General features: G+C 56.4%; 14 protein-coding genes and 2 pseudogenes. 4 read left to right on the top strand and 12 right to left on the bottom strand.

Annotated features, from left to right (window positions below):
• Positions 1-30: 30 nt before the first annotated feature.
• The 5 genes and pseudogenes from ACA041_RS20650 to ACA041_RS20630 all read right to left on the bottom strand — a co-directional run bounded on the left by ACA041_RS20650 (position 31) and on the right by ACA041_RS20630 (position 14,741).
• Positions 31-8,679 carry a GH36-type glycosyl hydrolase domain-containing protein gene (locus ACA041_RS20650; protein WP_497436764.1) on the bottom strand — a complete coding sequence of 2,883 codons (8,649 nt, stop codon included), beginning with the start codon at positions 8,677-8,679 and terminating at the stop codon, positions 31-33.
• Between the two features lie 614 nt (positions 8,680-9,293).
• Positions 9,294-9,527, bottom strand: coding sequence for a hypothetical protein (locus ACA041_RS20645; protein ID WP_497436759.1), 234 nt, complete (start codon positions 9,525-9,527; stop codon positions 9,294-9,296).
• A 373-nt stretch (positions 9,528-9,900) separates the two neighbouring features.
• Positions 9,901-10,230, bottom strand: a pseudogene (locus tag ACA041_RS20640) (transposase); the annotation flags it as partial.
• Positions 10,231-10,452: 222 nt separating this feature from the next.
• On the bottom strand, positions 10,453-12,543 hold the full coding sequence (locus tag ACA041_RS20635) for a hypothetical protein (protein WP_497436754.1): 2,091 nt from the start codon (positions 12,541-12,543) through the stop codon (positions 10,453-10,455).
• Positions 12,544-13,208: 665 nt separating this feature from the next.
• Entirely contained in the window at positions 13,209-14,741 is a 1,533-nt protein-coding gene (locus ACA041_RS20630) for an MFS transporter (protein WP_497436749.1), read from the bottom strand.
• Between the two features lie 172 nt (positions 14,742-14,913).
• Between ACA041_RS20630 and ACA041_RS20625 the strand changes: the two genes are divergently transcribed.
• Positions 14,914-15,801, top strand: a complete 888-nt coding sequence (locus tag ACA041_RS20625) for a LysR family transcriptional regulator (RefSeq protein ID WP_497436744.1) — start codon at positions 14,914-14,916, stop codon at positions 15,799-15,801.
• Positions 15,802-16,073: 272 nt separating this feature from the next.
• Here the strand turns inward: ACA041_RS20625 and ACA041_RS20620 are convergent, their stop codons facing one another.
• Both ACA041_RS20620 and ACA041_RS20615 read right to left on the bottom strand, forming a co-directional pair.
• Positions 16,074-16,616 (bottom strand): cysteine hydrolase family protein, encoded by a 543-nt coding sequence (locus ACA041_RS20620; RefSeq protein WP_497436739.1) that lies wholly within the window; start codon positions 16,614-16,616, stop codon positions 16,074-16,076.
• A 90-nt stretch (positions 16,617-16,706) separates the two neighbouring features.
• Positions 16,707-17,588: an MBL fold metallo-hydrolase gene (locus ACA041_RS20615; protein WP_497436736.1), complete on the bottom strand. Its 882-nt coding sequence runs from the start codon at positions 17,586-17,588 to the stop codon at positions 16,707-16,709.
• 236 nt (positions 17,589-17,824) lie between these two features.
• On the opposite strand from ACA041_RS20615, the gene ACA041_RS20610 reads away from it, so the two are divergent.
• On the top strand, positions 17,825-18,847 hold the full coding sequence (locus tag ACA041_RS20610; protein WP_497436730.1) for a GlxA family transcriptional regulator: 1,023 nt from the start codon (positions 17,825-17,827) through the stop codon (positions 18,845-18,847).
• A 472-nt stretch (positions 18,848-19,319) separates the two neighbouring features.
• Here the strand turns inward: ACA041_RS20610 and ACA041_RS20605 are convergent, their stop codons facing one another.
• The 4 genes from ACA041_RS20605 to ACA041_RS20590 form a co-directional block, all read right to left on the bottom strand.
• Positions 19,320-19,700 carry a hypothetical protein gene (locus ACA041_RS20605; protein ID WP_009043509.1) on the bottom strand — a complete coding sequence of 127 codons (381 nt, stop codon included), beginning with the start codon at positions 19,698-19,700 and terminating at the stop codon, positions 19,320-19,322.
• A gap of 320 nt (positions 19,701-20,020) precedes the next feature.
• Positions 20,021-20,458 carry a bleomycin resistance protein gene (locus ACA041_RS20600; protein ID WP_497436724.1) on the bottom strand — a complete coding sequence of 146 codons (438 nt, stop codon included), beginning with the start codon at positions 20,456-20,458 and terminating at the stop codon, positions 20,021-20,023.
• Between the two features lie 453 nt (positions 20,459-20,911).
• Positions 20,912-22,120 (bottom strand): MFS transporter, encoded by a 1,209-nt coding sequence (locus tag ACA041_RS20595; protein WP_497442135.1) that lies wholly within the window; start codon positions 22,118-22,120, stop codon positions 20,912-20,914.
• 284 nt (positions 22,121-22,404) lie between these two features.
• Positions 22,405-22,959 (bottom strand): YdeI/OmpD-associated family protein, encoded by a 555-nt coding sequence (locus ACA041_RS20590; RefSeq protein WP_497436720.1) that lies wholly within the window; start codon positions 22,957-22,959, stop codon positions 22,405-22,407.
• Positions 22,960-23,161: 202 nt separating this feature from the next.
• Here ACA041_RS20590 and ACA041_RS20585 point away from each other — a divergent pair.
• Positions 23,162-23,677: pseudogene (locus ACA041_RS20585) on the top strand (FAD-dependent monooxygenase); the annotation flags it as partial.
• A 134-nt stretch (positions 23,678-23,811) separates the two neighbouring features.
• Here ACA041_RS20585 and ACA041_RS20580 read toward each other — a convergent pair.
• A complete protein-coding gene (locus tag ACA041_RS20580) occupies positions 23,812-24,171 on the bottom strand; it encodes a DUF6124 family protein (protein ID WP_497436719.1) in 360 nt (119 codons plus the stop codon).
• Positions 24,172-24,822: 651 nt separating this feature from the next.
• Between ACA041_RS20580 and ACA041_RS20575 the strand changes: the two genes are divergently transcribed.
• Positions 24,823-26,277 (top strand): TrkH family potassium uptake protein, encoded by a 1,455-nt coding sequence (locus tag ACA041_RS20575; protein ID WP_497436716.1) that lies wholly within the window; start codon positions 24,823-24,825, stop codon positions 26,275-26,277.
• Positions 26,278-26,417: the final 140 nt, after the last annotated feature.

Genomic DNA, 26,417 nt, shown 5'->3' with positions numbered 1-26,417 from the left:
CCCATGCATGCCATGGCTGGTGATCAATGTCTATCCATCGGAGGCATGCTCGAATTCCAGCGCCTGAGGCCTGGGTGACCGGGCGCGACAATCTACCCGGACCCAATGCTCCAGACCGCCGTCATCCAGTGGCAGCGCAGCGTCACTCAATGGCTGGCCGTCGAGGGTCATGGAGGTGAATGTCGAACTGCCCTGACGCACATCAAAGTGGTAGAGGGTTTTGCCGAAACGGTAGTGCAAGATGAAGCCCGGCCAGTCGACGGGTATCAGCGGTTCGATTCTGAGCGTGCGGCCGCTGCGTTGTACGCCCAGCAACGACTCGACAATCAGCCGGTACATCCAGCCCGCAGAACCGGTGTACCAGGTCCAGCCACCTCGGCCGGCATGGGGCGCAGCGCCGTAGACATCCGCGGCCATGACATAGGGCTCGACCTTATAGGTGTCGATTTGAGCGTTGTTGGCAGGGGCGGCGGGGTTGATCAGATTCAGCAGTTCCCAGGCTTTGCCGGCTTCACCCAACTGCGCAAACGCCATGCCCGCCCATACGGCAGCATGGGTGTACTGACCTCCGTTCTCGCGCACGCCTGGCACGTAGCCCTTGATGTAGCCGGGGTCCAGGGCGCCCTTGTCAAACGGGGGATCCAGCAGCAACACGGCGCGGATGTCACGTTTGATCAGATGCTCATCCAATGACTGCATGGCCTTGATCTGGCGGACGGTAGAGCCGGCCTTCGACAGCACTGACCAGCTTTGAGCAATGGAATCGATACGGCATTCTTCATTGCTCGCCGAGCCGAGCATTTGTCCGTCATCGAACCAGGCGCGGCGATACCAGGCGCCGTCCCAGGCCGTTTGATCGAGGTTGCGTTGCAGTGTCACCGCGCTGTCGCTGCAGCGTTTGGCAAATGCGTGATCACCGTGCAGGCGAGCGGTCACCGCAAATTGCTCCAGCACCTGATAGCTGAAGAAGCCCAGCCAGACACTTTCACCTGCACCCAGGTGGCCGACGCGATTCATGCCGTCGTTCCAATCCCCGGAGCCCATCAGCGGCAACCCGTGATGACCGCGGCGCAGGCTGTGTTCGATGGCACGCACGCAGTGTTGATACAGGGACTCTCGCAGGGGCGATTCACCGGGGAGGTCATAGTAGGACTCTTCGCCGGCCACCAGTTGGCGTCCTTCCAGGTATCCGGCGACTTCTTCCAGCACACCCACGTCTGCGGTCATTTCGACATAGCGGTTGGTGGCGGCCACCAGCCACCAAAAGTCGTCGGAGCAAGCGGTGCGAACCCCTCGATTCATCGGCGGGTGCCACCAGTGTTGCACATCGCCTTCCACATACTGATGGCCGGCGCACAGCAACAGGTGCGCGCGCACGGCTGCAGGATCGGCATGGATCATCGCCATGCTGTCCTGTAGCTGATCGCGAAAACCGATGGCGCCACCTGACTGGTAGTAGCCGCTTCGGGCCTGGAAACGGCACGCGATGACCTGATACATCAACCAGCCGTTGACCATGACGTCGACCGCAGGCGCGCCCGTTTCAATACGAATCGCCCCGAGCAATGAGCGCCAGTGTTCGCGTACTTTATGCAATTCCTCGGCGGCCACCAGGCTACCCCGATAACGCTGCACCAGCTGGGTGGCGGCGTTACTGGAAGACGCTGCCCCCAGACGCAGAATGACTTCCCGAGTATCGCCATCGCCGAGTTCGATCGACACTTGCAGGGCGGCACAAGGGTCCATACCGCCGCCCATGCGCCCGGACAGACCGGCGTGCTTCATCGCTGCCGGTGAGGCGAGGGTGCCAATGCGGCCAATGAATTCAGTACGGTCACCGCTGACACCGTGATCGATCGTGTCGGTGTCAAAGAACGCCACCCGCTCGGAAAACTCCACCGAGTAGGCGTTGCGGGCGAAGAAGGCCCCGCTGGCGGGATCCGATTGGGTGACCACATGCATCGCCGATTTGCTGCGCAGATCGCCCAGCACCCATTCCACATACCCTGTGACCGACAATGACCGGTGGCGTCCCGAGCGGTTGCTCAACACTAGCCGCGAGAATTTGATCGGCGCATCCAGCGCCACGTAGATCCACAGCTCGCTGTAAATACCGTCTTCTTCATGTTCGAACACGCTGTAACCGAAACCGTGACGGGTCTGGTACGGGCCTTGCCCGGGGCAGGGTTGAGGCGCTGCAGACCAGAAGTGCCCGGTCTCTTCATCACGCAGGTAAATGGCTTCGCCGCTGCGATCGGTGACCGGGTCGTTGTGCCAGGGCGTCAGGCGAAATTCATGGGCGTTTTCGGCCCAGGTATAGGCACTGCCGGCTTCCGAGACCACCGTGCCGAGATGTGCATTGGCGATCACGTTGACCCAGGGCGCGGGTGTCGGATCGGGCGCGAGCCCGGTGATGATGTACTCACCGCCATCGGCGCTGAAGCCGCCATATTCGTTGCTCAGCAGCAGGAAGGGACGGTTCGGTCGTACCGATGCCGGCCGAGCCTGAAAATGCCGGGTCGCCACAAACGGTGCGTGCATCGGTGATACTTTGCGGCGATGAATCTGTTCGGCCAGGCTGCCCAGATCTTCGCTCAGCACCAGCCTGGCAACCGAGAGGAACAGCACGCGATCTTCATTCGACATCTGCTGCGCGGGGCGCACAAAAATCCCGCCCGGACGATCCAGTAGAGTGGCTTCACTGCCTGAGGTGATAAGGCCCAGGATCGTGTCCTGCAGTTGCTGGCGATAACCCGCCTGATCTTCGTTCCAGATCAACAAATCGACCACCAACCCTTTTTGCCGCCAGTAGGCGTGGGCCTGAATCAATTGCTGCACCAGGGCGATGTTGTCCAGGCTCTGGATTTGCAGCAACACGATGGGCAGGTCGCCGGAGATGGCCTGGCCCCAGAGCCCCGGCTGATTGCGGCGATTGGCAATCAGCACCGCATGGTTGGCGCGCATCGAGGCGTTCGCGTAGAGCAACGACGAGGCCATCTGCTCGAACAGACGGGCATCGGACAACGAGGCGTTGAGCTGACGCAGAAGCACCTGGCTATGGGTCCAGGACAGGTCGAACACGCGGTCGGCGAGGTGGCGGTCACGGTATTTGTTGATGAGGTAAAGGCAGTCATCACGGCTGTCGGCGACACCGGTTACCAGGTCGATGGTGGCCTGTTGGCCAGGTTGCAGGGTAATCCTGCAGCGAATCGCGATCACCGGATCGAGCACCGGGCCTGCACTGCCTGACAAGCGCTGGCAATCGGCATCAAGGGCGGCAGGTGACACAAGGCTGCGTCCTCGGCCAATGAACCGGGCGCGATCGGTTTCGTACGAGATCGCATCGATGTCCACCCCGTGTGCCGCCAGCAAATGACACATCCACGGCGTCGGTTCATCGCTGGCCCGGGGGCGGCGGCTACAGATAATGGCCTGCAGCGCAGGCAGTAATTCAGTCTGCACGAACAGCTTGCTGAACGCCGGGTGCATCGCGTCGTTGACCGGGGTTGTCAGCACGACTTCGGCGTAGGTGGTGATCTCCAGTGTCTTGGCCGAGGACGCACGGTTGGTGACATGCAGGCGGCGCAGTTCGATGTCGTCTTCAGGCGAGACAACAATCTCCAGGTGTGTGTCGAAATCCTGGTTGCGCGCACGGAACTCTGCACGGGAATCGCAGAAGATCGCCTCGTGGCTCTCTGGTTGATACATAGTCGGTTGATGCGCAGCCGACCAGACCGTGTTGCTCTGGACATCGCGCAGGTAGCAGAACATCCCCCAATTGTCCTGTGAGGTGTCCTCCTGCCAACGGGTGATCGCCATTTCATTACGGCGGCTGTAACCACCGCCGCCGCTGGTCAGCATGACGTGGTAGCGACCGTTGGAGAGCAACTGCACGGCCGGACGCTTGCGTCCCGGATCAGAGAACACCCGAAGCCCCGTATCCTGGCCTTGGCCGACATCGCCGAGTACCGGCGACTGTGCGGTTTGCAGGTACGGCGCGGCGGATTTCGGCACCCGCTCCTGTAGCAGCAGCAGGGCTGATCGCAGCGCCGGGTCGGCCTCGAATCGCTGTTGCATGGGTTGATCGAGCAGTCGGCTGGTCAAGGCCAGCAAGCTCATGCCCTGGTGATGAGCCATGAACGACCGGACCACGACGAAGTGTTGGCCGCGCGGTAAGCGGGCCTCGGTGTAATCCACGGCTTCATACAGACCGAAACGTCCGGCAGAGCCCTGCAGGGCGAGGCGTTGCAGGTTCTTGCAGGCCGCATCGGCATCGACCATCAACGCCAGGGCGCTGGCGTAGGGCGCTATCACGACGTCATTGCTCAGCCCGCGCTGGAGCCCCAGGGCCTGAACGCCGAAGGCGCGGTATTGATAATTGAAGTGCGCGTCGACGGTGGAGTAACCCGACTCCGAAACGCCCCACGGAATGCCCAGCCTGTTGCCCTGTTCGATCTGCACCGTCACGGCGGCGCGGCAAGTCTGGTCCAGCAGACTGCCCTCGAAGTTGGGCATCACCAGCATCGGCATCAGGTATTCGAACATCGAACCCGACCAGGACAGCAACGTCGGTACGCCCGCGTTTTCACTCAGCAGCCTTCCCAGGGTGAACCAGGCGCGTTGGGGGATTTGTCCTTGAGCGATGGCCACGTAATTGGTCAGCCGCACCTCGGACGCCAGCAGGTCGTAGTAACCGGTGTCGAGCCTGCGCTCATCGGCGTTGTAACCGATGACAAACAGGTCACGCTGGTTGTCGTAAAGCAACGAGAAATCCATCTGCGCCAGCGACGTGGCCAATAACGTCAGACGCTTCAGGGTTTCCAGACGCTGCGCGGCGTCACTGCGGACCCGCTCGATTTCAGGATGATGCTCGGTGGCCCAGTCGGTGGGGTTCAGGTCGGCCAGTTGACGCAAGGTGCGAGGCGATTCAATCGTAACCAAGGGGGCAGGGAGGTGATAACGCTGCAGTTCTTCTGCCCAGTCGATGCATTGACGGGTAAACGCTTCTCGCCAGTAGAGGCTTTCCTCGTCGGTGTCCGCTGGCTGGCTGGTGACCATGATGCGAGCCGTGTGCAGCAGGTCTGCCAGCGCCTCAGGGGTCGCAATTTGCGAGACTGGTTCAAGGCCTTTTCTCAGTGACAGGGCGTATTCATTCGCCCCCGAGGCGCGTTGGGAATCTGCAAGGATGTCCAGGGTATCGCGCAGGCCCTTGATCACGGCAGGGCCGAACATCGGGGCGTCTGCCAGCTGCGCAATGCCGGTGCTCAAGGTCAACAGCAGGCCCGCCAGGTTGCCGCTGTCGACGGTGGAGACGTAATGCGGACGCAGCGGCTCGAGGGTCTGCGTGTCGTACCAGTTATAGAAATGCTGTTGATAACGCTCCAGACCGTCCATGCTGTCCAGCGACGCCGCAAGCCGGGCCAGCAGCCGTTCAGTGCTCAAGTAAGCGAAATCGTGAGCGGCCAGGTGGGCGAGCAGCGACATGCCCATATTGGTCGGCGAGGTGCGATGGGCAATGGCAGGCCTGGGGTGTTCCTGCACGTTGTCCGGTGGCAGCCAGTGATCAGCGGGCCCGACGTATTGATCGAAGAACGCCCAGGTCTTGCGCGCCAGCAACCGCAGGAAGCGCAAATCATCCGGCGACGGTGCGAACACCGACTGCTTGGGTACCGAACTGAGCCACCAAGCGATCGAGGGGCCCACTAACCACGACAGCAGCAGCGGACTGGCGATGGCCAGCGTCTGCGGATCCTTCACCAGCAGGGCCAGTGAGATCAGGGCCGATACCGGCTCGATCCACATCTGGCGATAGAGGCCGGACAGCCGGTTTTCGGTGGTGCGCTCCACCTCGCGCGAGGGCTGCCATTGCAACAGCCGGCGTCTGCTGAAGCCGATTCGCCAGAGCGAGCGCAGGATGGCGTCGGCGCTGTAGAACATCTCGAAGGGCAGCCAGGCGAGCGTCAGACCAGCCCGGGCGAGGTCTTGTGCCAGATCATCCAGCAGTGCCCTGAGGTATTGTCCATAGGGCACATTTGCGGGGGGCTGCATCAGATCGGTCACCGCTCGCAGCAACGGTTGAATCACCATCAACCCGATGACTGTGAGTGTCCAGTTCATTGGCTGACTGCTGGCAAACCAGCCCCATGCGAACATCAGCAACAGCGCCAGCGGTTCCAGGCTGCGTCGCAGATTGTCCAGAATCTTCCAGCGTGCCATGACGCTCAGCCTGTTGCGCACCCACTTGCCGTCGGCGTTGCGCGCCCAGGGCAATGTCCACGGCAGCAGTTGCCAGTCGCCGCGAACCCAGCGATGCCGTCGTTTGACATCGGCACCGTAGCGCGAGGGGTATTGCTCGTAGACTTGCACGTCGCTGAGCAGGCCGGATCGTGCATAACACCCTTCGATCAGGTCGTGACTGAGAATCTGGTTATCCGGCAAGCAACCTTGCAGGGCGCAGGTGAACGCGTCCACGTCGTAGATGCCCTTGCCAATGAAGGAACCTTGCTGGAACAGATCCTGGTAAACGTCCGATACCGTCCGGGTGTAGGGATCGACGCCGGCATCACTGCCAAACAGCCGGGCGTAGATCGATCGCGTGGCGCTGGTCAGGCTGATGCCCACTCGCGGTTGCAACACCGCGTAGCCGGAAATGATCTGCTCGCCGTCACTGTCGAACAACGGACGATTCAACGGGTGCATCATGGCCGCCACGCATTGGCGAGCGACATCGCGCGGTAGCAGGGTGTCGGTGTCCAGCGTGATCACGTAACGCACCCCGCGCAATGGCGTGATGTCGCCGACGATGGCGTTGAAGCGTTCCTCTCCATGGCCACGCAACAGGGCGTTGAGTTCAATCAGCTTGCCGCGTTTTCGCTCGTGGCCCATCCACACACGTTCGCTCGCATTCCAGCGACGCGGCCGATGCAGCAGAAAGAATCGGTCGCTGAGTCCGTCCGCGTATTTTCGGTTGAGCAGGGTGATTGCACGGGAGGCTTGTGTGAGCAGCTCGGCATCTTGCGGCTGAGACTCTTCAGGCGCATCCAGAAAATCACTGAGCAACGCGAAATACAGGTTGCTGTCGCGGTTGGCGAGAAACCGCACTTCAAGACCTTCCACCAGTTCGTCCACGTCTGCCAGGCTGGCGATCAGCGTCGGGATCACCACCAGGCTTCGCGCGCCATCGGGAATACCGCTGGCAAAATCCATTTTCGGCAGCGTCGTCGGCAACAGACTGAACGTCACCAACCAGTTGATCAGGCTGATTGCCAGTCGGCTGGTCATGATCAGGCAGGGAATTGCCATCATCAGAAGCGCTGCATCGGGCATCCCGTCGCGCTGCGCGGAGGCCAGTAAAGGCCAGGCGAAGATGAGCGTCAGAACAGCCACCGGCGCCAGATAAAACATCAGCGGCGACTGCTGCAACAACCGTTTCCAGCGCTCATGAAGCGGCACCCTGGCATTGAGTCGTCGCTCCAGCGTCGGCAGCCCTGCGCTGATCAGGTAATACCCGACATGGCGCGCCAGTAGTTCGCAGGGGACTGAGGCGGTTCCGGCCGCGGCGAGATTGATCGCGGTGCGGGCGACCTGGATTTCCGAGTGCTGGGGGCTTCTTCGGGCAAGGCGTTCTATGACATGCCGGTAGCTGTCGCGGGTACTGAAATCCATCGCCCGGTAAATTTCTGCCGGGTCTTCATTGAGAATCTGCTCGACATGACTCATCGACTCGACAAACTCGCGCCAGTCCGTGGCGGACAGGAGGCGCAAACTGCCGATGCTGTTGCCAATCGACACCTGATCCGCTGCCTGTTGTTGCGCATCGAGCTGCACCTGGCGTTCGATGCTGGAGCCTGTCTCACTCAGCGTCTGCTCCATCCAGTTCAGCGCCAGGGCCAGTGCCGCGCTCTGGCCCTGCAGGCGGCGGGTGAATTCGGCGACAAAGGCGGCAGTCATCGGCGGTGCGGAGCGGGCCATGTCGGCAACGGTCAGCACCACGCTTTTGATGTCTCGTTCCGAGGTTTCGATCAGGTGTTCGGCCCAGTCATCCGCCAGATTGCGCTCGTCGGCGTTGGCCATGACCCTGGAGGCCACTCGCCGCAGGTTTTCGATCAACGCCAGACGCAGCATGATCGGTATCGCCCACAGTTCGCCGAGCGCAAGCGGCATCACTGTCTGATAGGAAAAAATGAAGCGGCTCAGGCTTTCCTCATCGACTCGACCGTCGCCATGGGAGATGGTCTCCAGCGCGATGTCATAGACGCGAGGCAGCCCCGCCGACGGGCCGTTGATCAGGCGTGGCAACTCACGGCTATAGCCTTTGGGCAGGTGCGTTCTGGCGGTGCGAATGTTTTCCTCGATCAGATAGTAATTGTCCAGCAGCCATTCCGCTGCCGGCGTCACTGGTCGGCTGGACACTTGTGCGTTGGCCAGCGCCGTGCTGCTGCGTTTGAGCAACTCCTCGTTGTCATCGAGCCTGTGCAGCATCGAGTCCCGTGCGGACAGCGTGGTCAGGCGATGCTGCCCGGCCAGGGCGATGCCGTGACTGGCCATCTGATCGGCGCTGAAAAGCTCCGAGCGCAATATGGGCTCGTATTTGAATCGGGGTGAAGGAAACAGACGGTTTCGCCAAAAACCGGACGAGCGAGAAAATACCTTCTGTAGGCGTGTCCATATGCTGTTCATAAGGTCCTGAGCCTGAAACGCATCAATAAAATTGCGTGCATTTTTATAGGTGCGCCAACGCATTGCGCCAGCACCGAGCAGCGCTTGGTGGACGTAGCTTTTCAACTTGAGTGTGGAGACTTGGAGGGCTGTTCGTCTGTTCGCTGGCGAACATAGCCAGCGCTCCTTGGATGCGGTGCACATTGCAGGCGGCATTGCTCGGACGCGGGGAGGGATTTATCCAGTCTCTGCGCGTCTTGTCGACCCCGCATTGGTGGCTAGTGAACCGCAGGGCTCATTTTGGGCTTTGCCGGCCTGATACGGCTATCAGCGCAGGCGGAGTAATTCATCGCCTATGAACGTTGAGACGCCTTTATAAATTTCCCAACAGTGGCCGGTCTTGATAATGCCGTCTGATGACTGAGCAATGTGATTGGCTGCTTTTGGCCGATAGGGTCAAACCAAGTTTAACTCTGCCTCCGGGCAGATTTGTATCCCCAATGGCTGTCGCCTTTGAAGCTTCCCGTATCGCTATCTTACCTAGTGGCCAAAAATAAGAAGAATTAAGAGTATTTTGCTCTGACGCATGCGTAGAATCTAGTAATTGAGACATTTGTGTCTGATGCAATTAAGTGTCAAGGCCTTAGTTTTTTTATCATGTCTTGTATCGTTTTAAATGCTTCAGTCTCTCGGCCTTCATTGAGTTCAACAAAAAAGTTGCTGTAAGCTTCTGAAAATTCTCGATGATCACGAAGGTTTGAGTCTTCCATGATTCGATGACCTGGGATTTCCCTTGCTTCCATTTTTTGTAGGATGTCACCGCGCTCAGCTGCTGTAATTAAATCTTCAAGCTGATTGTATAAGGCCATTGCCGCAGGATCTGTGGGCTTGTAAAAATTCAGCTGTTTGGAAGCTCTATCGCAGCGTCTTTTAGGGCTAAAATATTCATTTGTTTTCCTAATTATTTATTTCGCCAATAAGTTTTGCCGCTGACCACTCCTTCCGGTTGGGAAACAAGTATTGCGCAGCTCCTCCCGTTCTCGTGAGCTTACCTCCAAGCGATGGAGATGTTGACCGCTTTTGACCAGAGTGTGTAAAAACGCCAGATTGGGTTTTCTATATTGACGCTAGGAGACCGTGCTCACGTTTCGCAAACTGATCAAGACCATAACGTTTCCAGGAACAGTTAAACGGCTCAGCAGCCTTTTAAAGCCATTTGGACGGGGTAAAAAAGGCCGGCTTTTACGTCGTTAACGCTTTCATCAAGCCAGTGGTGCCGATGATTTTCATGACCCGTTTCAGGTTGTAAGCGAGCACATTCAGGCTCATCTATGCACTTTCCTTAAGCTTTCGGGTCAGGAAGTGTGTCGTGCCCAACCATTGCTTGAGCGTCCCGAAGGGATGCTCAACCGTCCGTTTTCGGATCCTCATCATCTCCGGGGCGTTGCTCAACCGGTTCTGCATTTCCTCAAGTATTGCTTCATGCTCCCAGCGTCGAACCTGCCGTTGCGTGCTCGGGGTGCACTGCGGTTTCATTGCGCAGCCCCGGCATTTCGAACGCCAGTAACGGTGGGCGCTGCAACTGAGTAATTGCACACACTTGCCCACCAATTTGCATTCACCCTGAACAACTAGGTGTTTCAGATTTTACACCCGCTTCGTGGCTATGACCCGGCAGAGAACGGCCAACAGGGGACGGTCGCCGCCACCTACTCAGGCATCGGTGTAAGAACCTCAGGAGCTGCAATCTAATTTACCAAAGCCGCTCCTGCACTCGCCTTTCAATTCCATTCGCTAAGACGTGGTCAGGGATGAGTCCGCTTTTCCCATATCAATCAATTTCCCGACACTGAGATAGCTGAGGGCGGCAAGCGTCTGCTCTTCACTTTCTGGCTCGAGAATATCATAAGTATGCCAATGCATTGGGATCTCGCCTTCTGCAATGCGATGAATGTTCTGGATTTCCTTAAGCGACGCAGCGTGCACCTCAACAATCGTTGGAGACATTGCATAACTCATGAATGCTTGCTCTGCTTCTTCTAGACTTTCGTACAAAACAATTGCATATCGGTAGTCCGAGGAACTTGTAGCAAGAAACTTCGCTCTACCATCCTTGAGGAAGTGTTTGAGCAGATGTTCGTCCAGCACTGGGGTATTGTCAAAAGGGAAGCCAGCATGGAACTGGTCATTGATGACCACAAGGGGATGCACCACCACATCATCCAGACAGTCACTCAAGTTAGGGTAGTGCTCTGCACAGAATCTCAACAAGTGATTCTGAACATACTGCGCCTTTCTTTTGGCTTGGTCTGCCTTTTTGTGGATTCCACTCTCCTTTTCATGCAGGGCATTGTGATAGTCCAGTGGAGTAATCGGGATTCTGCGACTACGTAGTTCTACCACGACGATGGTTTTACCGAAGCTGAACGTAAGATCGACTTCCTCTTCCTTCCCACCATATTTGAGATCGATCGCGTCGGTCCACTTCAAGTGTTCACAGATAGGGCCGCTTCCAGCTTTGCACTCCTCCATCACCCTCACCATGTGCTTCTCAAAATGGCGGCCACGGAGATGCGCTTTGGGGTCTACCAGCGGGAGCCACATGTCCACATTCCTGCGAAGGCTGGCGGAGAGCAGCGCACCGATGGATAACGCTACCTCTCCCTCAATGGCGAGCAGGGGCTTCAGCCAAAGATCATCTTGGAGGCATGCGGCTTCGTAAGTGAGGAAGCTCAGTATCGAAGCTATCAAAGATTCATCAAATGCAGTGACCTCAGCCAGTACCATGGTCAACTCTGCGCGATTGAGCCAAATGCAATATTCTAGAAGCTCCATCAGGCCGCTGGGCGAGGAATCGCCTTTTTGATCAGATATTTGATGAGCAATTAATGTTAGATGGAACCATACAAGCAAGATATCTCGCACTGAGTAGCTTTGCCCTTGGGTGTCTTCAGGGCATTTCACTTCCATAATACTAAACAGATGCTCCTCAATCCCTAAGAACTGCTCAACCCATCGACCCCTTACATAACGCCTAAACATCTCATCAAACTGATCAGCCTCATGAATTGTTAACGACCCACCCTCACCAAACCTAATAAATTTTTTCGGTGCAGCGGAACCCATTACAAAGTTTGGATTATGAACTAAGTGATTAGCTTGAAGTGACGTAGTGCCGTTATGATGATCCCTGCGATAGTCGCAGATGGCTTTCATCCTACCCAAATCATTCTGCTTAGATACAAAAATAATTTTTTTGTCCGGAATAAACGCAAAATATGCATCCCCAAAGAGTATTTCCTGCCAAATAACCGACCCATTATGGTACAACTGAGAACAGTTCAGCTCACTCAACATAAAAGTCGATTTATCAAGCCCTGATGGATTTTCTCCGAAAGTCTTGTACGTCTCCGCCAAGTTATCTTTATTTTTTAAAGCATCATAAATTGCCGGACAGATGCTATCGAGCCTCATCATTACGAGTTGGTTAGCATGTACTCTTGTACCGTCTTGAGTGAGATCCGTCTTGTAGCCAATCATTTTCTCAAGAGATAGATCGTCTTCAGGATTGAGTTCACGCATTTGCTGCGCTGAGACTTGCGCATATCCAAGGTTAGCTGCTGCTAGATGAACATGAAGAATATCCTTCAGAACTAGACTCTCATCCTTCCTCAACTTATGATGCTCACGAGTAAAGGATATCCGTTGGAAATGAACGCCCAACCAGCTAGCGGCTTCTGCTATTGAACGATCAATTGGGTTGTTGTCCGTCAGACCTTCAAAGACATTCCGCCACTGCTGGACATCCAAACCAGTTTCGGATGTCGGATGGGAAAGCTGGCGCTTTCGCGCCATATTCAACATCGTACTTTGATGCAATCTCATACTTACTCCATGTAAAAAAACGTCGATACTGGCATAGAATCTAAAGGTACCGGCCGAAAATGCGAGCCCTTAAGTCGAGACGCCTCCACGCCAACCACTAATCGTCGCTCCCCCGCTGAGCATATCCAGTCGGTACGACTGGCCGTCCACCTAGCGTTTTACCATGCGCAATTGCGCCCGTGAGCGTTTGCATAGAACTTATGATAGGCAGACTCTTTGGGTCGATTACGTTGAAAAAATCGACATCGCTTGGCCAGCCAAAGATTTCGCCCGCAGCTTGACTGAGTCTGCCGCTCACGAATGACCGCTTTCGGCCAAATTTAGCCTATTGCCGACAGGCAGCTAAGGGTCGGATAGCGACGGATTTAGCATCGACCGTCGCTAGAGATGGTCAGACTTCCGTCTGTTCCGTCTGTTCCGCCATTTCCAAGGCATCATCGCTCGATTCCCAGGTATCTGACGATGCTTTCAAGCTTCGTATGACCAAGCAGGAGTTCAAAAAAATAAATCCGTCCCCTTTGTTTCCGTCCCCTTTGTTTCCTTTGTTTTCCAGCGTTCCATTGGGGCGATGAAACCGAAGATGAGACGAGCCTTCCCCGCTGGATACCCGCGTATAGCCCGATGCTATGTGCGGTCGGGGGGCCGAGAGCCTGTCCCAATCGGATTCATGCCGCGGCTCCCACTTCTTCATGCGCACGCGATCGACCCAGCAAGGCGAACACTAGTAACGCAGTCAGTGCCGAAGATGCAGCCAGGATGTACAAGACCCAGCGGAATGCCTGTTCGTAGGTCGCCAGCAGCAAGGCGCGCTCGCCGCTGACCAGGGCACTGGCATGCGCCAGATCGCCGAGCGCGGCGCGATTGGCGGCCTCGATCAAAACGGCTGGATCGGCCGCGGCTAAAGTGCCGAGCAATCCGCCCTGAATTAAGAACGCCAGCAGCGCGCCCGCCACCGCGATGGCAATCCCGTCGGCCGAAACACGCACGCAGTTGAAGATGCCGGTCGCCATGCCTGCACGTTCTGTCTCCACCACGCTCACGGCCATGCCATCCATCAGCCCCCAAGGCAGGCCGATGCCTGCGCCGATCAGCGCCAGCGGCGCTACCAGCGCAGGGCCGGCCCCGCCGGACAACAGCTGGCCCACCCAGACCAGTCCGGCCGCCACCAGCAGTAGCCCGACGCCAGACAGCATGCCGGAGGTGAACCAGCGCGACAACAATGCGGCAAGGAACGGCACGACCAGCAACGGCGCCGCCAGGGCGATCATCATTTGGCCCGCTTCCAATGCGCTCAGTCCGTCGATGCCGATGAAGCGGCCCGGCAGCATCACGATCAGTGTGACAAAGAAGAAGGCCGGCGATGCGGCCAACACCTGCACGCCGACGAAGCGGCCACTGCCGAATAACGACAGGTCGAGCATCGGGCGCGCGACGCGGCGTTCGATGCGTACGAATGCGATGAATAGCACGACTGAGGTCAACAGCGTGCCGAGTACCGAAGCGCTGCGCCAGCCCTCTTCCGGCGCCAGCAGGATTCCGTAGGTGAACAAGCTCAGCGCGGCTGTGAAGCTGAGGGCGCCGGGCCAGTCCAGGCTGGTAGAGTCTGGGTCTCGGGACTCCGTGGCGCTGACCCACACCAGCAGGAAACCGGCCACGCCGATCAGTGCTGTCGCCAGGAACACCCAGCGCCAACCCGCCACCTCCACCAGCCAGCCTGCCGCCAGCGGCCCGAAGGCCAAGCCGATGCCAAACGTGGTGCCGAGCAGGCTGAACACACGTGTACGGATCGGGCCGTGGAAGGTCTGTGCCAGCGAGGACATGGCGCCCGCGAAGGCCGCTGCGCCGCCCAGCCCTTGCGCCAGGCGCAGTCCGTCGATCCAGCCGACCGTCGGCGCCAGCGGGATTAAGAACGTCATCAGCACGAATAGCGCCAGGCCGACCAGCCACACGCGCTTGCGGCCATAGGTGTCGGTCAGGCTGCCGGCTGCCATCATGGCGCTACCGTAGGTCAGGATGTAGCCGTTGACCACCCAGTTCAGTTGCACCGCCGTCCCGCCCAGTTCCTGACTGATGGACGGCAGCACGACGGCTGGCCCGGTGAAGCACAGCGGGATCAGGATACCGGTAAGGCAGGCGGCAAGCAGTTGCAGCCAGTCGCGTCCGGTGGTACCGCTTTTGGCGGTCAGGGCTTGTGTCATGGGAAACATCCGCAAAGAGTCATTAGAGGGTCAGGCAGCCGTCCCATATCTCGAAAGCCAAGCAGACAGCCGGATCCAACCTGTGCAGCCGTCAGCGTAAGTGCGGGGCCGATTAAGAAAAATAGGCTAAGGTTCCGAACATATCGGACAAATTTTCTTATAACGGTGAAGAATGGACTCCCTCAACGGCATCGCGTTCTTCGTGCAGGCGGCGCAAGACCGTAGCTTTTCGCAAGCCGGGCGCGTGCTCGGCGTCTCGTCTTCCGCCGTGGGCAAGAGCGTGGCCCGGCTGGAGGAGCGGCTGGGCGTGCGCCTGCTCCACCGCAGCACGCGCAGCATCACGCTGACCGCCGAGGGAACGCTGTTCCTGGAGCGTTGCCGGCGCATCCTCTGCGAGGTCGAGGCGGCGGAATTGGAACTGTCGCAAACCCGGCAGGCGCCCCAAGGCAAGCTGCGCGTGAGCATTCCGCTGGTCAGCAGCTTGGTCATGCCGGCGCTGACGGCCTTCATGCACCGCTACCCCGCCATCGAACTGGACGTGGATTTCTCGGATCGGCTGGTCGATGTAATCGAGGACGGATTCGATGCCGTCATTCGCACCGGAGAACCGACTGATTCCCGGTTGATGTCCCGTGCACTGGGCACCTTCAAGCTGCTGCTAGTTGCCTCGCCCCGATATTTCGCCGCGCGCGGCACTCCGCGCGTGCCCGCCGACCTGACGGGCCACGCCGGCCTGCAACATAAGTTCCCGAGTACCGGCAAGTTAGAGTCGTGGCCCTTGTGCAGACCGGAGGGCGAGGCAGAACCCGTCCTCTTGGCCTCGATGGTATGCAACACCACCGAGGCCCTGCTTCACGTCGCCCGCGATGGCCTTGGAATCGCCTGCCTGCCGGACTTCATGGTGCGTGATGCCATTGCGGCCGGCGAACTGGTGACGGTGCTGGACGACTTCAACCAGCATCAGGGCACTTTCCGCATGCTTTGGCCATCGAGCAAGCACCGGGCGCCGAAGCTGCGCGCGTTCATCGACTTCATGGGCGCGGAGCTTTTCAAAACCTGATCCGGACTGGGCCACGTAGGCGCCGATGCCCATCACCTCTTCAAAAAGGGGACCAAAAAGGGACCCCAAAAAGGCAAAAAGGGGACGGATTTATTTTCCATTTTTGTCTCTGTCCCGTCCTGAATAAGGTTTACACCTTCTGATCTGTTTTTCAGGAGGACGTAATGGAATCAACAACAAGGGCCTCGCAGGGCCCTTTTGCTGTACGGGGAGGGAGATTGTGTCTAATCGTCTTTTAACTTATCTGAAGCAAAAACTGAATTGTTACGAGCTCACGCTGAGAGGTAATCGTCCACAGATTTAACGGTGCCGTAGCCGAACTCAAAAGCTGCCATCATCGCCGCATGCGCTTGAGCGGCAGGCACGTTCACACCGCGAAATGTGAGATCCAGGGCGGCGCAGGCGTCATGCAGCACAGTAACCGGATAACCCATGTCCGCCGCAGCACGTACTACAGCGTCGATGCACATGTGGCTCATCGCACCTATGACCACAATTTCCTGGACATCAGCGGCTTCCAACTGCTGCTTCAGATCAGTTTCCCTGAAGGCGTTAATGTGTTTTTTTACGATTACAGGTTCATTACCTTGTGGAGCTACATCTGGTTGAATTTCCGCACCAGTGGATCCCTTTGCAAAGATTGGAGCGCCTTCAGCGGACTCATGCCGTATGTGGAAAACAGGAAATCCCGTATCACGGGCGTGGCTGATCACCCGGATAGCATTCTCGACAGCGGTGTCGATGCCGGTCAAAGGCAGCTTGCCAGTGGGTAGGTATTCGTTTTGCAGGTCAACTACAACGAGACCTCGCTTCATGAATAATCTCCAGTCAAATTATCAACGTGACGTTGTAGAGGGCCGAGCTTTCGCGGGTAGATAAGCCAGCGTCATCTAAGGCCCAATTAATCAGAATTCCAGCGAAGTGCCGTCTTCCGGAATATCGACTTGGCTTTCGATACCGTGCTTCTTGACGTAGGTGCGCAGCTCTTCACGGGTCAGGGACATGTGGTTGATTGCGTCCATGTGCACGGCAACAATTTTCGCGTCTTTCGCAGACTTTGAGGCGCGTAGTACGTCTTCCTCGCCCATGATGATCGACCCCTTATACCCGGTCATCATTGCTTTCCCGGCGTTGAGTACAATGACTTCTGGATGATATTTCTCGATGGTCCGATCGACCTCTTTACGCCAGACAGTATCGCCAGCAAGGTAAAGGGTCTTGTAGCCTGGCGCTTGGAAGACCACGCCCATGGCTTCACCTAGCGGTTTAGCGAGTGCTGGCACGGCATACATTTCGTCTGTGCCATGTTGACCACCAGTCTTGGTGATTTTGACACCGCCGAATTCAGCTTCATCAGTCAGTACGCGCACATTCTTGAAACCTTGGGAGCGAATCAGCTGCGCATCTTCTTCATGCTGAGCGAACAGAGGGATGTCTTTAGGCAGTGCTTTCTGTGCGGCATCGTCCCAGTGGTCAAGATGCGTATGAGTGACGATGACAGCGTCGACACCAGAGATCACTTTTTCGGGCGACTCGGTCAGGTCAACCATTGGATTGCGAAGGTTGCTACGGTAGGTATTTTCAAATCCTGGGTATGCACCCTTTTTTGCCAGCATCGGGTCGATCAGAAAGGTCGTACCGCCATAGGTGATTTTTGCCGTTGCGTTACGCACTTGCTGCAAATCCACTTTATGAGATGCGTCAGGCGCTACGGCGGCGCTTGTAGCCGCGAACGCCGGTGTAGTGGCTGCAATGCTAATGGCAAGAGTCAGAGTTCTGAGTTTCATCGGATTAATCCTGTTGATTCATCAAGGACACCATTCTTGCCGAACGCTTACGTGCCTGAAAGTGGCCTGAATGACATATTTCGATATAATTGGGCCAATCGATGAGCATTCTCTGTGGACGCTGATGGTGGTCGACGTGTCCCTTTCATCCGTGAAAATGCGTCCGCTTTAGCGGTCGTCCATAATTCCTGTGTGCGATAGGCTTGAGCCATACAGGGTGAATCTGAGGCTGACAGATGCAATCCATACGTGTTGCTGTTCTAGCGTTCAACGGCGTAAGCCTGTTCCATCTCTCTGTGCCGGGAGTCGTGCTAGGTGCAGCTCAATCCGCGCCTGATGAACCTCGTTACGAGATCAATTACTGTGCTGAGGTGCCGGGACTGGTGAGCAGTGACCAAGGCATCGGACTGGCGGTAACCCACGGCCTAGAACTGATGGAGGGATCTGATGTAATTGTCATACCAGCGTGGGGCGATCAATCGGTCGCTGCATCTGCACAGCTTGTGAAGGCGCTACAGGTCGCCAATTCCAAAGGCAAGCTGATAGTAGGGTTATGCCTAGGTGCATTTGTGCTCGGCGATGCCGGGCTACTTGATGGGAAAGAGGCTACGACTCACTGGGTGGCCCGTGACGAGTTTGCGCGACGTTTCCCTGAGGTTCGTTTTCGGCCTGAGGTGCTCTATGTAAGTGCTGGCAATATAATGACCTCTGCGGGAACCGTGGCGGCAATCGATTGTTGCCTGCATCTGGTACGCCAGCGGCTCGGTGCTGATGTGGCGAATCGCACCGCGAAGATGCTGGTGACACCGCCGCATAGGCAGGGAGGCCAAGCTCAATACGTAGAGCATCCTGTGCCGCAGCTATCTAGCGAGACTCATTTGTCTGATGTACTAGCGTGGGCCCGCATAAACCTGGCCGGTAATTTGTCGCTCGACGTCCTGGCAGACATGGCGAAAATGAGTAGGCGCACCTTTACTCGTCGGTTTAAGGAGGCCACCGGCACTACCGTGTCCAAATGGTTAAACGCTGAACGAGTTGTCAGAGCGCAGGAGCTACTAGAAACGACTGAATTACCGATTGAATGCATCGCGGGTGAAGTAGGTTTTGGAACGCCCCTATCTTTAAGACAACAATTTGGCGCTCATCTAGGTACATCGCCATCTGACTATCGGAAGATGTTTTGTCTCGGAATGAATCCAAAAACTGAGCGAAAGAGTGACAGCGTTTTGTCAAATCGCATATTAGATCTCATTCCATAGGCGCCGAGATGAAAGGATGCCGAACCTGACACGTTGACCTTCCGTAAGCGTCCGGCGAAGTCACCTACCCGATCCCAACGATAAGGGCGATGTTGTCCACTTAAAAATACGTGGACACTATCGCCCCTATCATCAGGATTGCCATGCGCCAAAGAACCTCTTATCCCAAACCCTTTAAAGCCCAGATCGTCCAAGAATGCCTGCAACCGCGTGTCGATGGCCAGCGTGGCCCTGCGTCACGGCATTAACGCCAACCTGGTTCGAAAGTGGATACCTGCTTATCAAAAAGGGGACGGATTTATTTTCCATTTTTGTCTCGAAAAATTAAATCCGTCCCCTTTTTCCGCTAGTCCCTTTTTCCGCTCCTTTTTCCGCTTTTTCCGCCATAAACCCCACCTGCACATGAAGCGCCGATTCAAGGATGCTGAGCTCCCATTTCTCGCTCGGATCGACCGATCCCTCGGACGGTCTGTTAGTCGTTACGTGTCTGTTCAAGCCGCTTATCAAGCTCGCTTGGCGGCAAGTTCGGCGTCGAGTGAAGCGTCAGCCAGACGGCCCGCAGAATGTTGATCGCGGCCATGTTCAGGTGTTGTTCGGCGGCGTGCAGGGCCAGTTCGGCTGCCAGGCGCTTGTCGGCAGCACTGAGGTGCGCCGTTTTGTGGGTCATGTCCGCATCGACGTTGGCCAACAGCCCCTGGAGTTCCTGCACCGCCTGATCCGATGCCTGACGCATGTCCGCCAGCAGGCGGCTGGCTTCGGCAGGCGTCATGGCCAAGGCGCGGACGCTTCGAAAAGTCAGGCGGGCGGGCAAGGTGGCCAAACTGAAACCCGTCGAAATTAACTTGCCAATCATGCGAACAACTCCTGTAAACGAGTGTTTCAGCAGCGTATCAGAGTAAATCGCAAAAAAAATGTCTGTTCATCGCTTGCCAGAATCAACTCTCCGCCTTTTTGCTGATTCCATTACGTCCTCCTGAAAAACAGATCAGAAGGTGTAAACCTTATTCAGGACGGGACACCCCTTTTTCTCTTTTATGGTCTTGATCAGTTTGCGAAACGTGAGCACGGTCTCCTAGGCGTCGATATAGAAAACCCAATCTGGCGTTTTTACACACTCTGGGCCAAAAGCGGACATTGAAATGCTCAGATTTCGCGCTACGCAACATCAGTTGCTCAGGCTACTGCATGAGGCTCGACGGCTCTGAACCCCAAGCTTTCAGTGAACCTCAACAGATAGCCATCTGGATCAAGCACCAAGAAATTAAGCTCGCCGTGCAGGCGCTCGTTATCTCGGTACCAGCACTCTTCAATGGGTCTGCGCAGTTCAATACCAGCGTCTTCGATGGCTTTAGCCAATGCCTTGCTATCCGAGCACTGAATCGAAAGATTCATCCCTCGGCCATAGGGTGACAATAGAGGGCCAACGCGCCATGGAGACTCTCGCAAATCATCCTGTTCCAGCATCAATTGACTGCCTTGAAAAGACAGGAAAGTGAATCTGTCTTCAGGCCTTTCGTATTCGACCTGGAACCCCAGAACCCGGCAATAAAACTCCAGGCTTCGTTGCAAGTCAGAGACAATCATCTCTGGAACCAACGTGTTCATCTTCATGAACGGACTCCTTGTCGTTGATTTAACATCCTCAAGGATCGAGACGGCTGTCCGTCTCGGCCTGGTACTGTTTGTACCACGATTGGGCTTCTGGCCTCTTTCTCCTTTTTCAACTGACCGGTTTGGATCGGTTGCAGCCCGTCGCCACGCGCAGCCATCGGCCAGAAACGGACGTGCAGCAATGAAAATAAGAGGCTGCCCAATACGCCTTTACATCACTTTCTCGTCGACGCACGTTCTCTGCATCAGCCTCTCGAATCCCTGTCGGCAAAGGGCTGATTATTTTCTGGGGAGCGATGCGATCATTTGATCAAAGACCGCTACCGAACATCTTTCCTCAAGCTTTTCTACGTTGGGCGTTTTGGAAGGAAGCCCGAATCGCACACATCGACAGACACAGACAATCGACTATTACGGCATACAGCGCTCAACCCCTGACGGGTAATCGAATGGCTATACTCGGGATGAAAGGATCTCCGCCTTCCCAAACCGCCAGGACAGCCAGCGGCCTATACTCAGCCCCCAAACTAATAACGCAATTAAACCAGTGCTTAGCAGCATGCCGCTTATCCCGGTGGAGCTGATCAGCTTGCCAGCGATGAACGGGAAGCCGAATACACCGATGAAGTACGACAGGCTGAAGAGCAAAAGCGCCTGGGCTGTCAGCTCCGTGGGCGCCTCATTGGCCGCCAGACCATTGATCACCGAGTAATTCAGCCCGTACCCGACGCCGAGGAGTGCAGCGGTGAGTAAGTAGCTGGTGCTATCGTGAACCCATTCGCCAAAGCCCACCACGGCAATCAGCATGAGCGTCGTCAACAGGCAGGAGGCCGACAACTGATTGCGCTTGACCACCCATCCGGCTATCAACAAACGACAAGCGATGGCCGCTCCCATAAAGCCGATGAAAAACAAAGAGTAATCGAGCCCGAGGCTGGCTGCGTAGCTGGTCTGAAAACTACCCATCCCGCCAAATATTGCGCCCCCAAGGCCAACCATAACAATCGAGAACGCTGACCGTGACCGCAATACACACGACGCAGCTCTCAGGCTGATCTGCGGCTGGCCGACGGGTTGTAGCCGAGTGGCGCGCGCGCCTGCTCCTATTCGCAAGAAGTACAGCCCACCCAGTGCAGCCGCTACTGCTGCACAGAAAAATGCTGCCTGCACAGGCATGCCTAGATAGCCTGATAGTTTGCCCATCAGTGGGCCGCTGCCTATGCCTGTCAACATGCTGCCTGATAAAAGCGCGAAACAATGAGTGCGTCGGGCTGGCTCGACCATCGCCGCAACCATGATGGGGCCGATTGTGTAAAAGAGTCCCCAGCCTAATCCCAAGATGAAGCCGCACGCCATCAAAGCAATGCCCAGACCTGGCACGAGCGCGAAACCTAATGATGCAGCGACCAGGCATACAGCTCCAAGGACAATGCAGTGACACGCCCCGACGCGTTGCATAACATGCCCCGAGCCAACGACAGCCACTAGAGTGCTGATCATGGCTACTGCAAATACCTGGCCTGCATCACGCTCATTGCCTCCAAAAGACTCCACCAGCAGCGATAAAAGGAAGGTTGCCCCATAGGAAATGGAGATGAAGAAACAGGCAACACAAAACGTTCCGAATCGAGTGATACGAGAATCACCAAGTGATGAATTCATGGAGCCCACCATGTTGTATTCAAACGACTTTGTACTACGGCTACGCTTTGCAATAGTTATGAGCATATTGGAGTCAAGATATAAAAATCTGAACGTATCCAAGAGTGCTGCCTGACAACGGGCAGTCGCGTAAGAAAAAGTAAGATGCCTTGGGCAGGTGGCTACTCCGTAGATTTGTTTGAAGGACGTCCTCAAGCGCCCGCGGACGCAGCGGGCGAGTGATAGGGTGCCTACTGCTGCTACAAAGGTGGCGACCGGCTTAGCTATTCAACGGAATGTTCCATTTAAAAGATTTCTGCCTCGGGCGCACGGAAGGCCTTACTGTAGTAGCCGGACTGGTCGAAGCAGCAAACGTGTTTCTTGCCGGATGCAAGCATATCGCAGGCATCACCAATTCGTTTTGCACGCGTCTTGAGTTGCTTGGCTGAAGTAATCCAGTGTATCCAGTCAACTCGTGCGATGGTCGTCGTATTGTTCCAGACTTTACGAGCCTCAGGAGCGGCTGCGAGTGCCTCCTGAAAATCTGCTGGGATGTCAGGCTCAGGTTCCTTCTTCACAGGGGTTAGCTCCAGCGTAACGATATCCCCAGCGACCGAGCCTGCGACTTCGAGTAACGCTCTGCTTACCTGCAGCCAATGGCTCAGCTGACCATCCGGCTCAAGGGTTGCCTGGAACGGGTGCCCATTGATTGTGCCTTCAACTGTCGTCCTTCCTCGCCTCGGGAGCTGTTCACTCACGTCTCTTGGCAGTACTGCGAACGCCCAACATGCATCATTACCAGGCTTTGCCGGGCGAAGAAGCTTTGCTTCGAATCGGGATTTCACATCGATTGTTGTCATTGCAACTCCTCCAACTCATACGCCTGACTACTCTATCAGCCACTAGTCTGTCCAGCGGCTGCATATGGCCGAATTCTGCCTGTTCGCGAAGGCTCGCTACTGAAAAAAGGGGTGTCTAGTCCTGAAATAGGTTTACACCTGTTTTCACCCCAACGCCCGATGCATCGCATCGGACGTTTTGTATTTCAAAGACAGGTGCGGACGCTCGCTGACCCGTAGCCATTACTACCTGCAAGTGTCGCTGACCGACAAGGTCGACAGTGGTCCGATGAGCGCTTCTGGGATGAGCTCAAGGTACGCCTGCCGCAAGACGTGGCCGACAGGCTGGTGACCGGCCCTTCGCTGGAAAAGAGCATCGCGCCGCTGCGCAGCTCTGTGGTCGAGCCGATGCAGTACGGCAAACTGTTCCTGGTCGGCGACGCCGCGCACATCGTGCCGCCAACCGGCGCCAAAGGCTTGAACCTGGCCGCCTCGGACCTGCATTACCTGTATCGCATCCTGGTCAAGGTCTACAAGGAAGGCCGCACCGATTTGCTGGAGAAATACTCCGAACTGGCGCTGGTTCATGACCAACCTGCTGCAGGACTTCGGCGACCACAAAGATGCGTGGGACCAGAAGATGCAACAGGCCGATCGTGAGTACTTCTTCAATTCCCATGCTGGGTTGGTCAACATTGCGGAGAACTATGTGGGGTTGCCTTACGAGGATGTCGAGTAAGCAGCCGATAGGGTAGGGGTGCTTGATAGTTCGATAGAACCGCGGCTGGTTTCGTTAGTGGAATGAGCCTGCTGAAATGCGGTCCCCCAATAAAAAGGGACCGCTGCATAGCCCGCATCGCGGACGCGTTTACCTCAAGCAGGTGGATCGATCTGATCCAGCATTCTGTTCGCCGTGATCTCCGCCAGCATGATGCTGTTGGAAATACCCAGCAGGGCACTGCGCGACCCGCCGTCCAGATGATCCACCAGGTGATGAACCATCACGTCGACCGAGGCCAGCGTCTCGACCAGATAAACAGCGAGGGTTTCGGTCGTGGCCTGCGGGTCGACGGTGAACAAGGTGCTGGGTGTGCGCGGGGTGGCTTTGATGTCGGCAGTCGAGGGGAAGTGGAGGTCGAGGGCGCGTTCGGTGGCTTCGTTGAGTTTGTTTGAGTCGGGTTCGTAGGGGGATGCCGGATCGGTGTCTGGCGGATTGGGTGAAGGTTTGATCATTATTTTGGTACTCCAAGCAGTTGGAGCCGTCACCTATCGCTGCTAAACGATGGGTGGCAGCTGTGCGCAGGTTAGCAGACCGGGGAGTACCAAACCGGCGCGCCCGAAGGCGCCCTACGCACAGCTACCATGAAGTGCAGGCCTGAAATAACCTGACTGTCTGGATGCAAATGCGCTTCAGTACTCGACGGGCTGCTAAACCCGATCACTGATGGGCAGTGACGGGAATCAAGTTACCGAGCGGGCCAGAGGCGCACAAGCCGGCGGATTCTGGCGTAACCGTAGGCAACGGCGCAAGGTCTTGTAGCTTTCAGGAAGTAATCAGTAGGACGCTTAAACACGCGCCTTTCGCGGATGTTTAATTTGCTTGATCGAACATTGCTGCACGCCTGATTTCTGCACTCGGGCTAGCGCCATGTGACGAGTTTCCGGTGGGACACCGGAGATGGTAACGGGCGATACAATTACGAATCTGTCGGGTAGAACCCGGCAGGATAGCCTCCGCAGGTCCACGCTTTGGCTGAGCGTTCGCGCAAGTGGCTAATGCCGATCAAATGGACTCAGTTCCACCGGGGAATTTTACGCAAACTTTACGGGTAGCCATGTTGAGTCAATTGATACTGTGCGGTGCTCATCAGCCAGGCGTTTTTTATGTCCATTGCAGTACTGCGGCTTATCGGATTTATCCTGGGTATTTTTTTGATCACGTTGGCCGTGAGCATGGTGATTCCCATGTTTACACTGGTGGTTTATGACCGCAGGGATGATCTGTCGGCGTTTCTCTGGTCGAGCCTGATCACGTTCGTCTGTGGGCTGGCGCTGATTATTCGCGGGCGTCCAGAGGTTGCCCAACTTCGTCCACGAGATATGTACCTGTTGACCACGGCCAGTTGGGTTGTCGTCTGCGCCTTTGCGGCTTTGCCGATGGTGCTCATCCATCACATCAGCTATACCGATGCATTTTTTGAAACGATGTCCGGCATCACCACCACCGGCTCGACGATTTTGACGGGGCTGGATACCGCGTCACCAGGATTACTGATTTGGCGCTCGATGCTGCACTGGCTCGGGGGAATTGGTTTTATCGGCATGGCTGTGGCGATTTTGCCTTTGTTGCGAGTCGGCGGCATGCGTTTGTTTCAGACAGAATCTTCAGACTGGTCAGAGAAAGTGACACCACGCTCTCACGTCGCGGCGAAATATATTCTGGTGCTCTACCTCGGGCTGACCGGGGTGTCCGCTCTGGCGCTATGGGTAGCGGGCATGACGCCTTTCGAAGCGATCAATCATGCGATGTCATTTATTTCAACGGGCGGCTTTTCAACCTCGGATGCATCCCTGGCGCACTGGCCTCAACCGGCAATTCATTGGGTATCCGTGGTCGTCATGATACTCGGCAGCCTGCCTTTCACCTTGTATGTCGCCACACTACGGGGCAACAGAAGTGCATTATTAAAAGACCATCAGGTGCGAGGGTTCATTGGGTTTCTGGTGAGTACCTGGCTGCTATTTGGTACGTGGTTGTGCTTTAACAGTGATTACAGCTGGTGGGAAGCGTTTCGTATAGTGGCCGTCAATGTAACCTCGGTGGTCACGACCACGGGTTTAGCCCTCGGGGATTACACCTTATGGGGCAGCTTTTCTGTTTTGCTGTTTTTCTATTTGACCTTCGTCGGCGGCTGCTCTGGGTCTACGGCGGGAGGGCTTAAAATATTCCGCTTTCAGGTCGCCTCCTCATTGCTGACGGGCAGCCTGAATCAACTGATTCATCCTCGCGCGGTGATTCGGAAAAAATACAACGGCCATTTCATCGACGAAGACATCGCACGTTCACTGCTGACCTTTTCATTCTTTTTCACCATCACCATCGGTGGCATTGCCCTAGGGTTGGCGCTGATCGGTCTTGATTGGACGACAGCCTTGAGCGGTGCTGCCACCGCAGTATGCAACGTGGGTCCCGGACTGGGCACGATCATTGGTCCAGCAGGCAACTTCTCGACCTTGCCGGATGCGGCAAAATGGCTGCTAACGGTCGGCATGCTCTTGGGAAGGCTGGAAATTTTGACCGTGCTGGTGCTGCTCACACCAGTCTTTTGGAGGTACTAATTGGGTTGGTATCGACCCAACCGCAGTTCCCCCTAAAACCACGTTGCCCTATTCGTCGTAGGTGGCTAGAAATCTACAATCAAAATTATGCGATTAGCCGCACGCTTATTCCATGCCCGTAGAATGTAGGGGTGGCTCGG

Source organism: Pseudomonas sp. LBUM1676 (genome assembly GCF_059695605.1).
Note: the sequence above shows the minus strand (reverse complement) of the source record. Positions and strands in the feature narration are given on the sequence as shown.